16 protein-coding genes and 1 pseudogene are annotated in these 18,225 nt (G+C 63.6%); 8 read left to right on the top strand and 9 right to left on the bottom strand.

Going from position 1 to position 18,225, the window contains the following annotated elements; genetic code table 11:
• A complete protein-coding gene (locus NKJ81_RS23515; protein WP_254817940.1) occupies positions 1 to 1,233 on the bottom strand; it encodes a 3-methyl-2-oxobutanoate dehydrogenase (2-methylpropanoyl-transferring) subunit alpha in 1,233 nt (410 codons plus the stop codon).
• A gap of 430 nt (positions 1,234 to 1,663) precedes the next feature.
• On the opposite strand from NKJ81_RS23515, the gene holA reads away from it, so the two are divergent.
• The gene (gene holA, locus NKJ81_RS23510; protein WP_352541921.1) at positions 1,664 to 2,710 is read left to right on the top strand and encodes a DNA polymerase III subunit delta; all 1,047 of its coding nucleotides are present in this window, start codon (positions 1,664 to 1,666) and stop codon (positions 2,708 to 2,710) included.
• A 228-nt stretch (positions 2,711 to 2,938) separates the two neighbouring features.
• On the opposite strand, the gene NKJ81_RS23505 is transcribed toward holA, so the two are convergent.
• The 5 genes from NKJ81_RS23505 to mnmE all read right to left on the bottom strand — a co-directional run bounded on the left by NKJ81_RS23505 (position 2,939) and on the right by mnmE (position 8,763).
• Complete coding sequence (locus tag NKJ81_RS23505; protein ID WP_352541920.1) at positions 2,939 to 3,820, bottom strand: ParB/RepB/Spo0J family partition protein; 882 nt, start codon at positions 3,818 to 3,820, stop codon at positions 2,939 to 2,941.
• A 50-nt stretch (positions 3,821 to 3,870) separates the two neighbouring features.
• A complete protein-coding gene (locus NKJ81_RS23500; RefSeq protein WP_084642633.1) occupies positions 3,871 to 4,671 on the bottom strand; it encodes a ParA family protein in 801 nt (266 codons plus the stop codon).
• A 33-nt stretch (positions 4,672 to 4,704) separates the two neighbouring features.
• Positions 4,705 to 5,346 (bottom strand): 16S rRNA (guanine(527)-N(7))-methyltransferase RsmG, encoded by a 642-nt coding sequence (gene rsmG / locus NKJ81_RS23495; protein ID WP_352457186.1) that lies wholly within the window; start codon positions 5,344 to 5,346, stop codon positions 4,705 to 4,707.
• Entirely contained in the window at positions 5,343 to 7,232 is a 1,890-nt protein-coding gene (mnmG, locus tag NKJ81_RS23490; RefSeq protein WP_352541919.1) for a tRNA uridine-5-carboxymethylaminomethyl(34) synthesis enzyme MnmG, read from the bottom strand. Before mnmG ends, rsmG begins: the two co-directional genes overlap by 4 nt.
• Positions 7,233 to 7,434: 202 nt before the next feature.
• Positions 7,435 to 8,763, bottom strand: a complete 1,329-nt coding sequence (mnmE, locus tag NKJ81_RS23485) for a tRNA uridine-5-carboxymethylaminomethyl(34) synthesis GTPase MnmE (protein ID WP_352541918.1) — start codon at positions 8,761 to 8,763, stop codon at positions 7,435 to 7,437.
• 58 nt (positions 8,764 to 8,821) lie between these two features.
• On the opposite strand from mnmE, the gene NKJ81_RS23480 reads away from it, so the two are divergent.
• Positions 8,822 to 10,840: a thioredoxin domain-containing protein gene (locus NKJ81_RS23480; RefSeq protein WP_352541917.1), complete on the top strand. Its 2,019-nt coding sequence runs from the start codon at positions 8,822 to 8,824 to the stop codon at positions 10,838 to 10,840.
• Between the two features lie 49 nt (positions 10,841 to 10,889).
• Here NKJ81_RS23480 and rho read toward each other — a convergent pair whose 3' ends face one another.
• The 3 genes from rho to hemE form a co-directional block, all read right to left on the bottom strand.
• Positions 10,890 to 12,155 carry a transcription termination factor Rho gene (gene rho, locus NKJ81_RS23475; protein ID WP_023675925.1) on the bottom strand — a complete coding sequence of 422 codons (1,266 nt, stop codon included), beginning with the start codon at positions 12,153 to 12,155 and terminating at the stop codon, positions 10,890 to 10,892.
• 166 nt (positions 12,156 to 12,321) lie between these two features.
• Positions 12,322 to 12,867, bottom strand: a complete 546-nt coding sequence (hemJ, locus tag NKJ81_RS23470) for a protoporphyrinogen oxidase HemJ (RefSeq protein WP_502898648.1) — start codon at positions 12,865 to 12,867, stop codon at positions 12,322 to 12,324.
• Positions 12,868 to 12,869: 2 nt separating this feature from the next.
• Complete coding sequence (hemE, locus tag NKJ81_RS23465; RefSeq protein WP_352541916.1) at positions 12,870 to 13,898, bottom strand: uroporphyrinogen decarboxylase; 1,029 nt, start codon at positions 13,896 to 13,898, stop codon at positions 12,870 to 12,872.
• 401 nt (positions 13,899 to 14,299) lie between these two features.
• Between hemE and NKJ81_RS23460 the strand changes: the two genes are divergently transcribed.
• The 6 genes and pseudogenes from NKJ81_RS23460 to NKJ81_RS23435 all read left to right on the top strand — a co-directional run.
• A complete protein-coding gene (locus NKJ81_RS23460) occupies positions 14,300 to 15,118 on the top strand; it encodes a pyruvate, water dikinase regulatory protein (protein ID WP_254817949.1) in 819 nt (272 codons plus the stop codon).
• Between the two features lie 168 nt (positions 15,119 to 15,286).
• Positions 15,287 to 15,886 carry a Maf-like protein gene (locus NKJ81_RS23455; RefSeq protein WP_352541915.1) on the top strand — a complete coding sequence of 200 codons (600 nt, stop codon included), beginning with the start codon at positions 15,287 to 15,289 and terminating at the stop codon, positions 15,884 to 15,886.
• Positions 15,879 to 16,721 carry a shikimate dehydrogenase gene (locus tag NKJ81_RS23450; protein WP_352541914.1) on the top strand — a complete coding sequence of 281 codons (843 nt, stop codon included), beginning with the start codon at positions 15,879 to 15,881 and terminating at the stop codon, positions 16,719 to 16,721. Before NKJ81_RS23455 ends, NKJ81_RS23450 begins: the two co-directional genes overlap by 8 nt.
• Complete coding sequence (gene coaE / locus NKJ81_RS23445) at positions 16,718 to 17,320, top strand: dephospho-CoA kinase (protein ID WP_352473995.1); 603 nt, start codon at positions 16,718 to 16,720, stop codon at positions 17,318 to 17,320. Before NKJ81_RS23450 ends, coaE begins: the two co-directional genes overlap by 4 nt.
• Positions 17,321 to 17,406: 86 nt before the next feature.
• Positions 17,407 to 18,132 carry a DNA polymerase III subunit epsilon gene (dnaQ, locus tag NKJ81_RS23440; protein ID WP_352541913.1) on the top strand — a complete coding sequence of 242 codons (726 nt, stop codon included), beginning with the start codon at positions 17,407 to 17,409 and terminating at the stop codon, positions 18,130 to 18,132.
• Positions 18,123 to 18,225, top strand: a pseudogene (locus tag NKJ81_RS23435) (transposase); the annotation flags it as partial. The gene dnaQ and the pseudogene NKJ81_RS23435, both read left to right, overlap by 10 nt.

Here is an 18,225-nt window from a genome sequence, read left to right as displayed (position 1 = left end):
TCAGACCCCTGCCTGTTGGCGCTGGCGCCTGAGATGCGGCGGCATCTCGGCATAGACGCCCTCGAACATGTCGCGCGCCGAGGGCTTGCCGCCGGCATGCAGGGTGCCATGGCGCTCGGCCTCCCGCTGCGCCGAAATCACCGTGTCGAGGATTTCCGCCTCGGCCTGGGCGTGGCGTTCGTCCGACCAGACGCCGCGCTGGATGAGATGGTTCTTCAGCCTGACGATCGGGTCGCCGAGCGGCCAGGCATCGGACTCGGCCTTCGGCCGGTAGGCCGACGGGTCGTCGGAGCTCGAATGGGCGCCGACGCGGTAAGTGACGTATTCGACCAGCGTCGGCCCGAGATTGCTGCGCGCCCGTTCCGCCGCCCATTTGGCCACCGCATGGACGGCGAGATAGTCGTTGCCGTCGACGCGCAGCGACGGAATACCGAAGCCGAGCCCACGGGCGGCAAAAGTGCCGGAACCGCCGCGGGCGATGCCCTGGAAGGTCGAGATCGCCCACTGGTTGTTGACGACGTTGAGCACGACCGGCGCCTTGTAGGTCGAGGCGAACACCAGCGCCGAATGGAAGTCGGACTCGGCGGTCGAGCCGTCGCCGATCCAGGCGGCGGCGATCTTTGAATCGTTGCTGATCGCCGAAGCCATCGCCCAGCCGACCGCCTGGATGTACTGCGTCGCCAGGTTGCCGGAGATCGAGAAGAAGCCGTGCTCCTTCGACGAATACATGATCGGCAATTGCCGCCCTTTCAGCGGATCGGCCTCGTTCGAATAGATCTGGTTCATCATCGTGACCATCGGGTAGCCGTCGGCGATGAGCAGGCCGGCCTGCCGATAGGTCGGAAAATTCATGTCGCCCCGCGACAGCGCCTTGCGGAAGGCGCAGCTCACAGCCTCTTCGCCGAGGTGCTGCATGTAGAAAGAGGTCTTGCCCTGGCGCTGCGCCATCTGCATGCGCGCATCGAAGCTGCGCAGCGTCATCATATGGCGCAGCCCCTCCAGCAACTCGTCGTCCGAAAGCAGCCCTGCCCACGGCCCGACCGCCTCGCCGGCGCGGTTGAGCACGCGAATGATCGAGAAGGCCAGATCGCGGATGTCGCGCGGGTCGACGTCGATCTTCGGGCGCGGCACCGAGCCAGCTTTTGGAATGCTCACATTGGAGAAATCCGGCGTCCCGCCCGGCCGCACTTCCGGTTCCGGAACATGGAAGCGCAGCATTCCGGCATCGGCCATGATCTCGGTCCTCCACTGTTGCCCGGCCAGGATACTTGCACACCGCCAGACCAGTGCCAATTCGTCGGGCGAGGCTTCGCTGCCGCTGGCTGCTGCCCGCGGCCGACAGGATGGAGATATGTCGGCGAAATTTCTTGTCGATCTTCCGCGCCGGCGCGCAATTTGGGAGATGATTGCGCCGGGTTTCCCGCCAGATAAGGCAATGCGTCGGGTTGGGCGGCACGAGCACCTCCTTCTCCCCTTGTGGGAGAAGGTGGCCGAGCGAAGCTCGGTCGGATGAGGGGTGTTCCAGCTTGGCACCAACAGCGCTCCGGCCAGCACCCCTCAACCGTCTTGGCGCTGCGCGCCAATCCACCTTCTCCCACAAGGGGGAGAAGGAAAGGAGGGCGGCGCCGTTCACCCCGCGCCCGCGTCATGCTAATCAGCGCCCATGGCACAAAAGAAAGCATACGAGGTCGATGCATGGCTCGCGAAGCCGGATCCGCGCGTCTCGATCGTGCTGCTTTACGGTCCCGATCGCGGGCTGGTTGCCGAGCGGGCAAAGGCCTTTGCCGGCAAGACCGGCCTGCCGCTTGACGATCCGTTCTCGGTCGTCAGGCTGGACGGTTCGGAGGTCGATCGCGACGAGGGCCGCCTGCTCGACGAGGCCCGCACCGTGCCGATGTTTTCGGAGCGGCGCCTGCTATGGGTGCGCAACGCCGGCGCTCAGAAGGCGCTTGCCGATGACGTCAAGGCGCTGACGTCGGAGCCCGCGCGGGACGCCATCATCCTCATCGAGGCCGGCGACCTGAAGAAGGGCGTCGGCCTGCGCGCCGTGGTGGAGGCGGCGGACAATGCCATGGCTCTGCCTTGCTACGCCGATGAGGCCAGGGATATCGATACGATCATCGACGACGAACTGCGCAAGGCCGGCATGTCGATGACGCTGGAGGCGCGGCAGGCGCTGCGCCGCAATCTCGGCGGCGACCGGCTGGCCTCGCGCGGCGAGATCGAAAAGCTGGTGCTTTACGCGCATGGCCAGGCCGAAATCGGCCTCGACGACGTCAAGGCGACGTCTGGCGATGTCTCGGGCCTCTCCTTCGACGCGGCGGTCGACGCCCTGCTCGAAGGCAGGATCGCCGATTTCGACACCGCCTTCACCCGCCATTGCCAGTCCGGCGGCCAGCCCTTTCTGGTACTTTCATCGGCGATGCGGCAGTTGCAGGCGATCCAGGCGATGCGCGGCCAGATGGACGCCGGCGGCCGCAATGCCGCTTCGGTCGTTGCCGCGGCGCGCCCGCCGGTGTTTTTCTCCAGGCGCAAGCTGGTCGAGAAAGCCCTCGAACGCTGGAGCAGCGAGGCGCTCGGGCGCGCCCTCAACCGCCTGCAGACGGCGGTCCTGCAGACACGCCGGCGGCCGGATCTGTCGGTCGCGCTGGCACGCCAGGCCCTGCTCGGCATCGCCGTGGAGAGCGCCAGGCTGGCGCAGCGCACCTGATCTCCCCCCTTGAGGGGGAGATGTCGCCAAAGGCGACAGAGGGGATCACAGCGCGTAGAACACCAGCCCCTTCCGCGACGACAGAGGAGGTGGCGCTTGAAATTTGACGACCCCTTCTGGCCTGCCGGCCATCTCCCCCTCAAGGGGGGAGATTGACTACTTCGACGATTTCGCCAATCACCGCGCGGCAGCAAAAATCTTATTTGCCGGCTAATTTTAGCAACCTACCTACTCCCGCTTCAGCCTTCGGCAAAGCTCGTCGAGCTGCTCCAGCGTCCGGTAGGCGACGCTGATCACGCCGCCGCGCTGGTTGTGCTCGATCGTGACGATCATGCCGATCGTGCTGGTCATCAGCCGCTCCAGCGCCAGCGTGTCGGCATCCTTTTGCGGCGGTGCGGCGGGCTGGCGTTTTGCCGACGGCGCGCCGACCGGCAGCTGCGCCAAGGCCTCGGCCTGGCGCACCGAAAGCCCCTCATCGATGATCCGCTTGGCAAGCCCAGCCGGGTCGTTGGCCGTCACCAGGGTACGGGCGTGGCCGGCAGAAAGCGCCCCGTCGACCAGCATGTCGCGGATGACGTCGGGCAGCTTGAGCAGTCTCAACGTGTTGGCGACATGGCTGCGGCTCTTACCGATCACCTGGCCGAGATCGGCCTGGGTATAGCCATGGTCGTCGATCAGCTGCTGGTAGCCGAGCGCCTCCTCGACCGGATTGAGGTCGGTGCGCTGGACGTTTTCGATGATCGCCAGTTCGAGCGCCGTGCGATCGTTGACGTCGCGCACGATAATCGGGATTTCGGTCAGCCCGGCGCGTTGCGCCGCACGCCAGCGTCGCTCGCCGGCGATGATCTCGTAGCGGCCCGGTTGGGTTTTCGACGGCCGCGCCACCACCGGCTGCACCACGCCATGTTCGCGGATCGACTGGGCGAGGTCGGTCAGGTCAGCGTCGCCAAAATGCCGGCGCGGGTTTTTGGGATTGGGGCTGAGGAACTCGATCGGCACCTTGCCGTCGGCCGCCAGCCCGAGCTTTTCCGGAGCTGCCGGGCGATCGATTTCGCCGATCAGGGCCGCCAGTCCCCGTCCCAGTCTTTTCCTCGAAGGGTCTTCGTTCATCGTCCGTCCAGATCGTTTCGGTATCGAATCAGGTTTATTATTTACAACGGTTAAGCGGCACGCAATTTGCGCTCGCGGCGGATGACTTCCGAAGCAAGCTGCAGATAGGCCTGGCTGCCCGAACATTTGAGGTCGTAGAGAATCGCCGGTTTGCCGTAGGACGGCGCCTCGGAAACGCGAACATTGCGCGGGATGACGGTTTCATAGACCTTGTCGCCCATATGCGCCCGCACATCCTGCACCACCTGGTTGGCGAGATTGTTGCGCCCGTCGAACATGGTCAGCACGATGCCCTGGATCGTCAGGTCGGGGTTGATCGAGCGGCGCACCTGCTCGACCGTCTCCAAAAGCTGGCTCAGGCCCTCCAGCGCGAAAAACTCGCACTGCAGCGGCACCAGCACCGAATCGGCCGCAGCCATCGAATTCAGTGTCAGCAGGTTGAGCGACGGCGGGCAGTCGATCAGCACATAGCCGAAATTGGCCGAGCGCTCAGCCGAAGCCCGCAGAGCGTTGCGCAGCCGCAGCACCCGATCCGGCGCCGAGGCGATTTCCATCTCGATGCCGAGCAGGTCGAGCGTCGACGGTACGATCGACAGGCCAGGCACCGCCGTCGGGATCGCCGCCGCTTCGAGATCCAGCTCGCCGGTCAGCACATCATAGGACGAGACGGTGCGGTCGCGCCGGTCGATGCCAAGCCCGGTGCTGGCATTGCCCTGCGGGTCGAGATCGACGATCAGCACCTGTTCGCCTATGGCCGCCAGCGCGGTGGCCAGATTGATGGCGGTCGTCGTCTTGCCGACGCCGCCCTTCTGGTTGGCGACGGTGATGATTCGGGGGCCGTTCTTCATCATGGGTCTATGCCAGAAATTCATTTGGGTCGCCGGTCACAAGCCAGGGTGCTGTCGCAAGTCGGATACTTCGAGAATGACGCCCTGCGCGTCGGTTGCACTGGCATGTTCTACCAGATCGAAAGACCATCGTTGAGCGCTTTCTGCCACTTCGGCGCGGTAATCCCGGCCTTTGTGAAACAGGCCGCGCGACCCCTTGGTCAGCCACGGTGCCGCCAGGTCGAGCAAGGCCGGAAGCGAGGCGAGTGCCCTGGCTGTGACGATTTGGGGTGCAGGAACAAGAGGATAGCTGTCGTCGATGCGGCGCGCGATAACCTTGGCGGGCAGGCTGAACTGTCCGATGACCGCTTGCAGGAACGATGCTTTTTTCCGGTTGCTTTCAACCAGGTCGATACCGGCGCCGTCCCGCTCGGCAAGCAAAAAGGCCAGCACAAGGCCGGGAAACCCACCGCCGGAGCCGAGATCGACCCAGCGCTTCGCCTCTGGTTTGATTCGCGCCAGCTGCGCGCTGTCGAGGATGTGGCGGCGCCAGACATCGTCCTGCGTCGATTGCGCGGCCAGATTGATCCGGCGGTTCCATTTCTGGAACACGGCCTCGAACTCGACTAGGCGATCGAATGTTTCACGTGAAACCGGGCCCGCTGCCGCCTGCAGGTTTGCCCAGGACGCAGCGCTCACGCGACCTGCTTTCGCGCGGTCGCCTCGGCATTGCGGACATGGGCGACGATAATCGCCAGCGCCGCCGGCGTCATGCCTTCCATGCGTTGCGCATCGGCAATCGAGCGCGGCTGGCGTGCCAGCATCTTCTGCTTCAACTCGTTCGACAGGCCGGGAACAGAAGCAAAGTCGAGCGATTTGGGAATAAGCCTGCTCTCCTCATGCCTGATCTGCGAAACATCGGCCTGCTGCCGGTCGAGATAGACAGAATATTTGGCTTCCGTTTCAAGACGTTCGGCCGTTTTGCTGTCGATCGCCGCGAAAGCCGGCTCAATTCGCGCCAGCCAGGCGATGTCGACGCCGGGATAGGCCAGCAGCTCATAGGCCGAGCGGCGGACGCCGTCCCGGTTGATTTCAAGCCCATGGCGCGCTGCCTCATTGGGGGTCATGGTGGTGCCGAGGGCGAGCTGTCGCGCCTTCTCAAGATCTTGCACGACATTGTTGAACCGCTGCATCCGCTCCGGCGAGGCAATCCCCAGCCTTATCGCCAGTGGCGTCAGCCGCTCATCGGCGTTGTCGGCTCGCAGCGATAGCCGGAACTCGGCCCGCGAGGTGAACATGCGGTAGGGTTCGGCAATGCCGCGGCTGGTCAAATCGTCGACCATCACGCCGATATAGGCTTCGGTGCGGCTGAGCACGATTTCCTCGCTCGCCGACGCCTTGCGCGCTGCATTCAAGCCGGCAAGCAGCCCTTGCGCGCCGGCCTCCTCGTAGCCGGTGGTGCCGTTGATCTGGCCGGCGAGGAACAAGCCGGCGATCCGCTTGGTTTCCAGCGTCGGCTTGAGCTCGCGTGGATCGACATGATCATACTCGATGGCATAGCCCGGCTGCAGCATGGTTGCCCGCTCCAGCCCCGGAATGGTCTTCAGGATGTCGAGCTGCACGTCCTCGGGCAGCGAGGTCGAAATGCCGTTCGGGTACACCGTGTCGTCGTCCAGCCCTTCCGGCTCCAGAAAGATCTGGTGGCCTTCGCGGTCACCGAACTTGACGATCTTGTCTTCGATCGACGGGCAATAACGCGGCCCGACGCCTTCGATCGAGCCCGAATACATGGCCGAGCGGCCGAGATTGGCGCGAATCAGCTCGTGCGTCGCATTGGTCGTTCGGGTGATGCCGCAATGGATCTGCGGATTTTCGATGCGATCGGTCAGCAGCGAGAACGGCACGGGGTCCTCGTCCGCCGCCTGGCTCTCCAGTGACGCCCAATCGATCGTCCTGCCGTCCAGCCGCGGCGGCGTGCCGGTCTTCAGCCGCCCGAGCTTGAAGCCGGCGCGGCTCATCGTCGCCGACAGGCCGATGCTCGCCTGCTCGTTCATGCGGCCGGCGACGATCTTCTTCTCGCCGATATGGATCAGCCCGCGCAGAAAAGTGCCGGTCGTCAGCACCACGGCGCCGCAGGCGAGCCGGCTTCCATCCGCCAGCAGCACCGCCGCGATGCGTCCGTCGTCGATTTCCCGGATGTTGATTTCGAAATCCAGCACCTCGCCTTCGATGACATCGAGGCCAGCCTGTTCGCGAATCGCCGCCTGCATGGCGAGCCGATAGAGTTTTCGGTCGGCCTGCGTCCGTGGCCCGCGCACCGCCGGCCCTTTGCGGCGGTTGAGCAAACGGAACTGGATGCCGGCCGCATCGGCAACGCGGCCCATCAGCCCGTCCATGGCGTCGATCTCACGAACCAGATGGCCCTTGCCGAGGCCGCCGATCGCCGGATTGCAGGACATCACGCCAATCGTGTCGAAGCGCAGCGTCACCAGCGCGGTCCTGGCGCCAGCCCGCGCGGCCGCACTAGCCGCCTCGCAACCAGCATGACCGCCGCCCACCACCACCACATCATAGTGATTGGTCATTTGTATATTCCGATTCAAATCCGCCGACACATGTGCCCGTGAGCCTGCACTGTCAAGGACACCCACTAGTCGTTTCACGTGAAACAATTCCGTCTGCGTTCATCGCTACGTGTTTCACGTGAATCATCACCGGCTTCCCCCCACTAAGCGAGCAAGCTAGCGACACGCCCGCATCTCGGTACTTGGCAATGTTTCACGTGAGTCATTTGCCGATACAGAACTGCGAAAAAATAACGTCCAGCATATCCTCGACATCGACCGTCCCGACGATGCGTCCAAGCCGATCCGCCGCCAGGCGCAGTTCCTCGGCCCGTAGCTCCTGCCCGCGATCACCACTGACCACTGCTGCGAGCAGGAAGCGTTTCGTCTCGTTGAGCAGCTCGACGTGCCGCAGCCGCGACGGCAGGACATCGCCGGCCTTGCCGATCTGGACTGCGGCACGACGCCCGATCTCGTCCAGCAGTTCGGCCAGACCCGTGCCGTCCCGCGTCGAGATAGCGAAATCATAGTGCACCGCAGGCGAGGGCGATTTACCCCCCAGCAGGTCAATTTTTGTTCCGACCCTCAGCGCCTGAATGTCGCCCGGCAGCATACCGATCGCGATTGGCTCCGCCAGATCCTCCAGCAGCAACAGCAGATCAGCGCTGTGCGCCTTGGTCCTGGCCTTCTCGATGCCGATCGCCTCGATCTTGCCGGGCGCCTCCCGCAGACCGGCGGTGTCGGTTACCCTGACCCGCACCCCTTGCAGGTCCAGTACCACCTCGAGCAGGTCGCGGGTCGTGCCCGGCTCGTCGGTGACGATGGCCGCTTCGCGCCGCGCCAGGGCGTTGAACAGGCTGGATTTGCCGGCATTCGGTGCGCCGAGGATGACGACTTCGAACCCGTCGCGGATGATCTCGGCAGCCCGGAAGCCTGCGACATGGCGCTCGATTTCGTCGATCACGGCCTGAACATCCGACCAGACTGTGTCGGCGACCGAGCCCGGCACGTCGTCCTCGTCGGCAAAATCGATCTCGGCCTCGATCATCGCGCGGGCGTGGATCAGCCGTCGGCGCCAGCCCAGATAGAGTTCGCTCTGCACGCCTTGGGCGTTGTGAACGGCAAAGCGCCGCTGCGCCTCGGTTTCGGCGTTGATGAGATCGGCCAGCGCCTCGGTTTCGACCAGATCGAGCTTGCCGTTGAGAAAGGCGCGGCGGGTGAATTCGCCAGGCTCGGCATGCCTGACGCCGTCGAAGGAGGCGATCGTTTCCAGCATCCTCGCCACAACGGCGCGCCCGCCATGCACATGGAACTCTGCAACGTCCTCGCCGGTAAAACTGTCGGGGCCGGCAAAGAAGACGACCAGGCCGCTGTCCAGCACCGATCCGTCGGGCGCCCGGAACCTGCGATAGGTGGCAACGCGGTTTGGCACCTTCGATCCAGCAATCGTTTCGACAGCGAATCGACTCTGCGGCCCGGAAATCCGGATCACCGCAATGCCGGCCGGCAGGCGCCCGCTCGACAGCGCCACGATGGAGTCTTTTGAAATCATTTGCCCGCTCTGCCGAAGCGCCCTAGCTATGCCTGTTCAATCCGCATCGAGTAGTGCCGTGACATTGCCTGCACAAAACCTGCTTGCCGAAGAGGCCAGCCCCTATCTGCAGCAGCACAGCGGCAATCCCGTGCACTGGCGGCCATGGTCGCCCGCCGCTCTGGCCGAAGCAAAGGTGCTGCAGCGTCCGATCCTGCTCTCTGTCGGCTACGCCGCGTGCCATTGGTGCCACGTCATGGCGCATGAGAGCTTCGAGAACGACGACGTCGCCGCCGTCATGAACCGTCTCTTCGTCAATATCAAGGTCGACCGCGAGGAGCGCCCCGACATCGACCAGATCTACATGGCGTCGCTGTCCTCGATGGGCGAGCAGGGCGGCTGGCCGCTGACCATGTTCCTGACGCCGGAGGGCAAGCCGTTCTGGGGCGGCACTTACTTTCCGCGCGAAGCCCGCTACGGCCGGCCGGGTTTCGTCCAGGTGCTGGAGGCGGTTGACAAGGCTTGGCGGGAGAAGAAAGAAAGCGTTAACCAGAGTGCCGACGGCCTGACCACGCATGTCGAGACGCGGCTAGCGGGCAGCCATGCCAAGGCCGTGCTCGACCGCGGCATGCTGGCGAACCTCGCCAATGGCATTGACGGCATGATCGACCGCGATTTGGGCGGTCTGCGCGGCGCGCCGAAATTCCCCAACGCGCCGTTCATGCAGAGCCTCTGGCTGTCCTGGCTGCGCGACGGCACCGCATCCCACCGCGACGCCGTCCTCCTCAGCCTCGAAAAGATGCTGGCCGGCGGCATCTATGACCATATTGGCGGCGGACTCAGCCGCTACTCGACCGACGCCGAATGGCTGGTCCCGCATTTCGAAAAAATGCTCTACGACAATGCCCAGCTCATCCGCTTGTGCAATTGGGCCTATGCGTCAACCGGCAAGGAATTGTTCCGGTTGCGAATCGAAGAGACGATTGCCTGGCTGTTGCGCGAAATGCGAGTCGAGGGCGATGCCTTCGCCGCCAGCCTTGATGCCGATAGCGAGGGCGAGGAGGGGTTGTTCTACACCTGGAGCAGGGATGAGCTAGAAGCAGCCCTTGGCGACGATTCAGCATTGTCTTTCAAATACTTCACGCTTGCCGACCCGCATGGTTGGGAAGGCAAGCCGATCATTTGCCAGACTGATGCTCAACAGGCGCAGAACGTCATCGATCGTGACCTTCTGGTTCCGCTCAAGCAAAGGCTGCTGGCAGCGAGGGAACAGCGCGTGCGGCCCGGGCGTGACGGCAAGGCCCTGACCGACTGGAACGGCTTGATGATCGCAGCCCTTGCCGAGGCCGGACGGTCGCTTGGCCGATCCGACTGGATCGAAGCGGCGGCAACGGCCTTTGCCGCGATTGCGGCTGCCGGACGTGACGGCCGCCTGCCGCATTCGATGCTCGGCGCAAAGAAGCTGTTTCCGGCTCTGTCGAGCGACTATGCCGCCATGGCCAACGCCGCCATCTCACTGTTCGAGGCGACCGGCAATCCCGGCTACATCGATCGCGCCGGGAACTTCATTGAGCAACTCGATCTTTGGCACCGGGACAGCGACAAGACCGGCTATTATCTGACCGCGTCCGACAGCGCGGATGTGCCCATCCGCATCCGCGGCGACGTCGACGAAGCCATTCCTTCCGCTACCGGCCAGATCATCGAGGCTCTGGTCCGATTGTCGTCGCTTTCGGGCGATCTCGATCTCTGGGAAAAAGCCTGGACAGTCGCAGAGCACGCGGGCGGGCGGGCGGAGCACCAGGGCTATGGCCAGGCGGGTATAGTCAATGCCTGTGCCTTGGCGCTTGAACCGCTGAAGCTGGTGATCGTGGATGGACCGGAGCATCCAAGGCTTGTTCCGGTTGCGAATCGAAATCCAGACCCGCGCCGGGTGGACGTCGTCGTGCCTGTTGGCTCGGCGACAAATCTGCCGGCCTTGCCAGGCGGCGTCCTGCCGCCAACGACCGAGCCCGGCGCCTGGCTCTGCACGGGGCAGGTCTGCCTGCCGGTGATAACCGACGCTGAGGAACTCGAGCGGCAGTTGCGCCGTCGATAGGTCGAGGTGCACAGAACCGGAACGCCGGCGGGACAGCGCCTTGCCCCCTTTACGTATTCATCGAATCGAAGAAATCCGCGTTGGTCTTGGTCTGCTTGAGCTTGTCGATAAGGAACTCGATGGCGTCGGTCGTTCCCATCGGCGCCAGGATGCGGCGCAGCACGAAGATCTTCTGCAGGTCCTGGCGCGGAACCAGCAGGTCTTCCTTGCGGGTGCCGGATTTGAGGATGTCCATGGCCGGATAGATGCGCTTGTCCGCCACCTTGCGGTCGAGCACGATTTCCGAATTGCCGGTGCCCTTGAACTCTTCGAAGATGACCTCGTCCATGCGGCTGCCGGTATCGATCAGCGCCGTGGCGATGATGGTCAGCGAGCCGCCTTCCTCGATATTGCGGGCAGCACCGAAGAAGCGCTTCGGCCGCTGCAGCGCGTTGGCGTCGACACCACCGGTCAGCACCTTGCCGGATGACGGCACGACGGTGTTGTAGGCGCGGCCGAGGCGGGTGATCGAATCCAGCAGGATGACGACGTCACGGCCGTGCTCGACCAGGCGCTTGGCCTTCTCGATGACCATTTCGGCAACCTGGACGTGGCGCACCGCCGGCTCGTCGAAGGTCGAGGACACCACCTCGCCCTTCACCGAGCGCTGCATGTCGGTGACTTCCTCCGGCCGCTCGTCGATCAGAAGCACGATCAAATAGCATTCCGGATGGTTGGTGGTGATCGAATGGGCGATGTTCTGCAGCAGCACCGTCTTGCCGGTGCGCGGCTGCGCCACGATCAACGCGCGCTGGCCCTTGCCGAGCGGCGCCACCAGGTCGATGACGCGCGCCGAAATATCCTTGGAGGTCGGAACCTCCATCTCCATCTTCAGCCGCGAGGTCGGATAAAGCGGCGTCAGATTGTCGAAATGAATTTTATGGCGGATTTTTTCCGGGTCGTCGAAATTGATCGTGTTGACCTTGAGCAGCGCGAAATAGCGCTCGCCCTCTTTCGGGCTGCGGATCGGCCCTTCGACCGTATCGCCGGTCTTCAGCGAGAACCGCCGGATCTGCGACGGTGAAATATAGATGTCGTCGGGACCCGGCAGATAGTTGGCATTGGCGGAGCGCAGGAAGCCAAAGCCGTCCTGCAGCACTTCGACGACGCCGTCGCCGATGATCTCGATATCCTGGGTCGCCAGCCTCTTCAGGATCGCGAACATCAGCTCCTGCTTGCGCATGACGCTGGCGTTCTCGACCTCGAGCGATTCCGCATAAGCGATCAGCTCTGGCGGTTTCTTGTTCTTGAACTCTGTGAGTTTCATTTCTTGCATCATTAGACGGACTCTGAGTAAGCTTTGGGAAAAATATCGGCGGGATGCGACAAATGCCGGGCGCGGCCGAAGCGATAAATGGGCGGCGCATGACGGGAAGGAAGACCCGTCTTTTATCGTCGGTCGGTTGAAAGAGCAAGCCGCCTTTTGCGGGCAACCGAAGACGTCAGAACGGTTTCACGATTACCAGGACGACGATGACGATCATCAGCAATGTAGGGATCTCATTGACGATCCGCCAGTGCCTTGCCGATTTTTCATTGCGGTCTTCGGCAAATTTGCGGACGGCGCCGGCGAGATAGCCATGCACGGCCGACAGGCCAACCACCGCAGCGATCTTGGCATGCAGCCAGCCGCCTTGAAAACCAAAGCCTTTCCAGGCGAGCCAAAGGCCGAATGCCCAGGTGATCACCATTGCCGGATTGATGATGCCGCGCAGCAGGCGGCGCTCCATAACCTTGAAAGTCTCCGACTGGACGGAGCCTTTTTCGGCATCGGCATGATAGACCAGCAAGCGCGGCAAATAGAGCATGCCAGCCATCCAGGAGATGACGGCAATCACATGGATCGCCTTCGCCCAGGGATAGAAATCATCGGGCCCGAAGAAAAACAGCAGCCCGGCCAGCACCAGGAAAATGGCGATCGCGATTGCCGCGCGGCGCATCGCGCCCTTACCGGTGTTGGTGCCGTTCGCATTGTCCGCGCCCATCATCGTCACGATGCGCTCCGCACCAGCTTGACCATCCGCTCGACATGCGCCAGCGGCGTCTCCGGCGTGATGCCATGGCCGAGATTGAAGATCAGCGGCCCGTCGCCCAGCGCCTTCAGGATCGCCCCCACGCCGTCGTCAAGCGCCTTGCCACCGGCTACAAGCCTCAGCGGATCGAGATTGCCCTGCACGGCGCCGTCACGCTGCAATTCCTTCGCCGTCGACAATGGCACGGTCCAGTCGAGGCCCAGCCCGGTCACGCCGGTCTTCTGGCGATAGCTTCGATAGTGATCTCCCGCGCCCTTGGGAAAGCCGATGATCGGAACATTGGGATGAGCAGCCTTCACTTGCCGGACGATCGAGGCCACCGGCTCGACGCAGAACAACTCGAAAGACGCTTCGTCGAGTACGCCTGACCACGAATCGAAGATCTGCACCACGTCGGCGCCGGCCTCGATCTGGCGGATCAGATAGGCACCCGAATGATCGGCGAGCACCTTCAGCAGCCTAAGAAAGGCCGCCGGCTCGCGATAGCCGAACAGCCTGGCCGGCGCCTGGTCGGGCGTACCGTGGCCGGCAATCATGTAGGTCGCCACCGTCCAGGGCGCACCGCAGAAGCCGATCAGCGTCGTTTCATCAGGCAGTCTGGCGCGCAACCGCCGCACCGTCTCGTAGACCGGCTCGAGATTCACGTGAAACGTTTCGCCGTCGAGAGCCGCAATTTCCGCAGCCGTGATCGGCGTCAGCAGCGGGCCGCGTCCTTCCTCGAAGCGCACGTCGCGGCCGAGCGCATGCGGCACGACAAGAATATCGGAAAACAGGATCGATGCATCGAAGCCGAAGCGTTCGATCGGCTGCAGCGTCACTTCGACGGCGAGATCCGGGTCGTAGCAAAGATCGAGGAAGGATCCGGCCCGTCTCCTCGTCTCCCGGTATTCCGGCAGATAGCGGCCGGCCTGGCGCATCATCCAGAGCGGTGGCGGAAACGCCGCCTTGCCTCTCAACACGTCCAGCACGATCCGGTCTTGAGGCATTGAGCGCTCGCCTTTCCAGGCTTCCCTATAATTAAATATTCTATTTTTAGGAATCTTATGATTCTAAGAGTCTGTTGGTTGTGGTGGTTGTCTCCTGTCCCGCTTTGCCCTCGAAAAGACCAGCCAGCATATTGTCGCGCGCTTCTCCAACGGGATTGCAGGACTTTGTGGAAAGTCGGGAATTTACGACTGGAGTCAATGCGTTGCCGCCAGGCCAGGGAAATTGCCCCTGTGGATGAAGCGAAGGCAAAAAGCTCCGTCCCCGGACTTGTCCCCAACCGCCCGGAGAAGCCGACAGCACATCGAATTGTGGACAAACCGCCATCTGATACAGTCGCTTTGCGGTGGCCGAGTTTCCCGCCCGGCTTATCCACATCGGCCCACAGCCTGGAATGTATCCTGTGAACAAACCGCAGAGCTTCTTTCACCTTCACCTGATTTCCGACGCCACCGGCGAAACGCTGCTGGCCGCCGGCCGCGCGGCTTCCGCGCAATACAAGGACGCGCGCGCCATCGAACATATCTACCCGCTCATCCGCACCGAAAAGCAGGTGACGAAGGTGTTCGAGGATATCGAGGAGGAGCCGGGCATCATCCTCTATACGGTGGTCGACCAGAAGCTTGCCCGCGGCATCGACGAACGCTGCGCGGCGATGGGCCTGCCTTGCGTCTCGGTGCTGGAACCGGTGCTGACGGTGTTCCAGTCCTATCTCGGCACGCCGGCCGGCCGCCGCGTCGGTGCCCAGCATGTGCTGGACGCCGAATATTTCCGCCGCATCGACGCGCTCAACTTCACCATGGAGCATGACGATGGCCAGCTGCCGGCCAATATGGATGATGCCGACATCGTGCTCGTCGGCATCTCCCGCACCTCGAAGACGCCTACCAGCATCTATCTCGCCAATCGCGGCATCAAGACCGCCAACATCCCGATCGTGCTCGGCGTTCCAGTGCCCGAAAGCCTGGTCAATGCCACGAGGCCGCTGATCGTCGGCCTGGTCGCCACCGCCGAACGGATCTCGCAGGTCCGGCAGAACCGCATTCTCGGCACCAGCGCCTACGAACCGACCGACTATGTCGACCGCGCCGCGATCGCCGAAGAGCTCGCCTATGCCCGCCAGATATGCACGCGGCACGGCTGGCCGATGATCGACGTCAGCCGCCGTTCGATCGAGGAGACGGCGGCGGCCATCGTTGCCCTGCGCGGCAAGACGCGCTAGGGCGTGTGATATTCAGGTGATGCCGGCCTGCAAACGGCGGTTTCCTGCGCTTCCGGTGCTCACGTACGAAATGTACGCTCCGCTCCGGTTCTCGGAAGCCACCATTTTCGGCGCGGCCTGACCTGAATCTCGACGCACCCTAGTGACGCCAGCAAACGGGCGAAAAAAATGGCCGAAAAAATCATCCTTGCCTCGGGCAGCCCGTTCCGCAAAGCGCTGCTCGTCAATGCCGGCGTCACTGTCGAAGCGGTTCCGGCTTCTGTCGATGAGCGCGCGCTCGAGGCGCCGCTGCAGAACACTGGCGTGTCGCCGGAGGACGTCGCCCTGGTGCTCGCCGAAGCCAAGGCCACCGACGTCAGTGAGCGCAAGCCCGGCGCCCTGGTGCTCGGCTGCGACCAGACGCTGTCGCTCGGCGACGAGCTGTTCCACAAGCCGGCCGACATGGAAGGGGCGCGCCGTCATCTGCTGGCGCTGTCGGGCAAGACGCATCATCTCAACAGCGCCGTCGTGCTCGCCCGTGACGGCCAGGTTCTGTGGCGGCATGTCGGCATCGCCAGCCTGACCATGCGCAAGCTCGATCCGGCCTTCATCGGCCGCCATCTGGCGCGCGTCGGCGCCAAAGCGTTGTCCAGCGTCGGCGCTTACCAGATCGAAGGCGAAGGCATCCAGCTGTTCGAAAAAATCGAAGGCGACTATTTTACTATTGTCGGCTTGCCACTTTTGCCGGTGCTGGCCAAGCTGCGAGAGTTCGGGGCGATCGATGGCTGAGGCCCCAAAAAAAGCCTTCGTCACCGGCCACCCGATCGCGCATTCCAGGTCTCCGAAGATCCACGGCCACTGGCTGGCGAAATACGGCATCGACGGCGTCTACGAGGCCATCGACGTTGCACCGGAGGCCTTTGCCGAATTCCTGCAGACGCTGCAGGCACAAGGCTATCGCGGCGGCAACGTCACCATCCCGCACAAGGAAGCCGCCTTCGCTTTGGCCAAGCGGCGTGACGCCGACGCCGAACAGATCGGTGCGGTCAATACACTGTGGTTCGAGAATGGCGAATTGTGCGGCGGCAACACCGATACCCATGGCTTTGCCGCCAATCTGGACGAATATGCACCGGGCTGGGCGGCCAACGGCCCCGCCGTGGTGCTCGGTGCCGGCGGCGCCGCTCGCGCGGTCATCCATGCGCTGAAGCAGCGCGGCGTCAGCGACATCCGCATCGTCAACCGGACGCTTGCGAGGGCGCAGGAGCTGCGCGACCGCTTCGGTGCCGGCGTTTCCGCCCACAACCTCGCGGCGACCGGCGAATTGCTCGAAGATGCCGGCCTGCTGGTCAACACGACAGCGCTCGGCATGCATGGCAATGAAGGCCTGTCCGCGGATCCAGGCAGACTGCCGGACCGCGCCATCATCACCGACATCGTCTACGTGCCGCTGGAGACGCCGCTGCTTGCTACCGCCAAAGCGCGCGGCCTGAGAACCGTCGATGGGCTCGGCATGCTGCTGCACCAGGCGGTGCCCGGCTTCGAGCGGTGGTTCGGCATCAGGCCAGAAGTCACCGCCGAACTGCGGCAAATAATTACTGCCGATATCGGCGCGATAAAATGATCGTGCTCGGCCTCACCGGATCGATCGGCATGGGCAAATCGACCGCGGCCAAGATGTTCGCCGAAGCCGGCGTGCCGGTCCATGATTCCGACGAGGCGGTGCATCGCCTTTATGCCGGCAAGGCCGCGCCGTTGGTCGAGGCGGCCTTTCCCGGCACCACCCGATCCGGTGCGGTCGACCGCGCGGCACTGGCGGAGCGGGTGCTCGGCGACGCCGCCGCGCTGAAACGGCTGGAAGCGATCATCCATCCGCTGGTCCGTGCCGACGCCGATGCCTTCCTGGCTGAACATCGTGCCGCCGGCGCGCCGCTTGCCGTGCTCGATATACCGCTGCTGTTCGAGACCGGCGGCCGCAACCGCGTCGACAAGGTCGTGGTCGTCACCGCGCCGCCCGAAGTCCAGCGCGCCCGCGTGCTGGCGCGGCCGGGCATGAACGAAGAGAAACTGGCGTCGATCCTGGCCAGGCAGGTTCCCGACACCGAAAAGCGCCGGCGCGCCGACTTTGTCATCGACACCGGTCAGGGCTTTGACGCCACTCGCGCGGCCGTCAAGGCCATCATCGCCGAACTAGTCGTGGATAAGGCAGCCAGGCCTGGTTAAGAGGCTTGCAGACCCGCATTACTTGTTGCCATTTTGTTCCTGGTGTGATTCGGCTAGAATGATGCCGGAACCAGTGGACTGATTCGATGCGTGAGATCATCTTCGATACGGAAACCACCGGCCTCGACACGCGCGAGGACCGGGTCATCGAGCTTGGCGGCGTCGAATTGGTCAACCGTTTCCCGACCGGCCGAACCTTCCACAAATATATCAACCCGCAAGGCCGCCAGATCCATCACGAGGCGCAGGCCGTGCACGGCATCAGTGCCGCCGATCTTCAGGGCAAGCCGACTTTCATGGAGATCGCCGAGGAGTTTCTGGCCTTCATCGACGGCGCCAAACTGGTCGCGCACAATGCCGGCTTCGACATCGGCTTCCTCAATCTCGAATTCGGCCGGCTTGGCCATCCGGCCATCGATCCGGGACGGATCGTCGACACGCTGGCGCTGGCGCGCCGCAAGCATCCGATGGGCCCCAATTCGCTCGACGCGCTCTGCCGCCGCTACGGCATCGACAACGGCCGCCGCACCAAGCACGGCGCGCTGCTCGATTCGGAATTGCTGGCCGAGGTCTATATCGAGCTCATCGGCGGCAAGCAGGCAAGCCTTATCCTCGACAGCATCCTGACTCCGGCGGGCGGCAGGCAGAATGTCGACGACATCGATATTTCGATCGGTGTGCGGCCGATCGCCTTGCCGTCGCGCCTGACCGATGCCGAGCGCGCAGCACACGCAGGCATGGTTGGCAGCCTCGGCGAAAAAGCGCTGTGGCTGCGCGTCCCCCCGGAAGCGAGTTCCGCGGCGAGACGCTGAGCTTCTATCGGCTGCCGCTAGCTCACCACAAGCACATGAAGTCGACGAACATGCTGGAGCGGCTGAACCAGGAGATCAAGCGGCGCACCCTGG

It is taken from the genome of Mesorhizobium sp. M0018, from assembly GCF_040323955.1.
Classification (GTDB): domain Bacteria; phylum Pseudomonadota; class Alphaproteobacteria; order Rhizobiales; family Rhizobiaceae; genus Mesorhizobium.
This window is presented reverse-complemented; position numbering and strand designations above follow the sequence as displayed.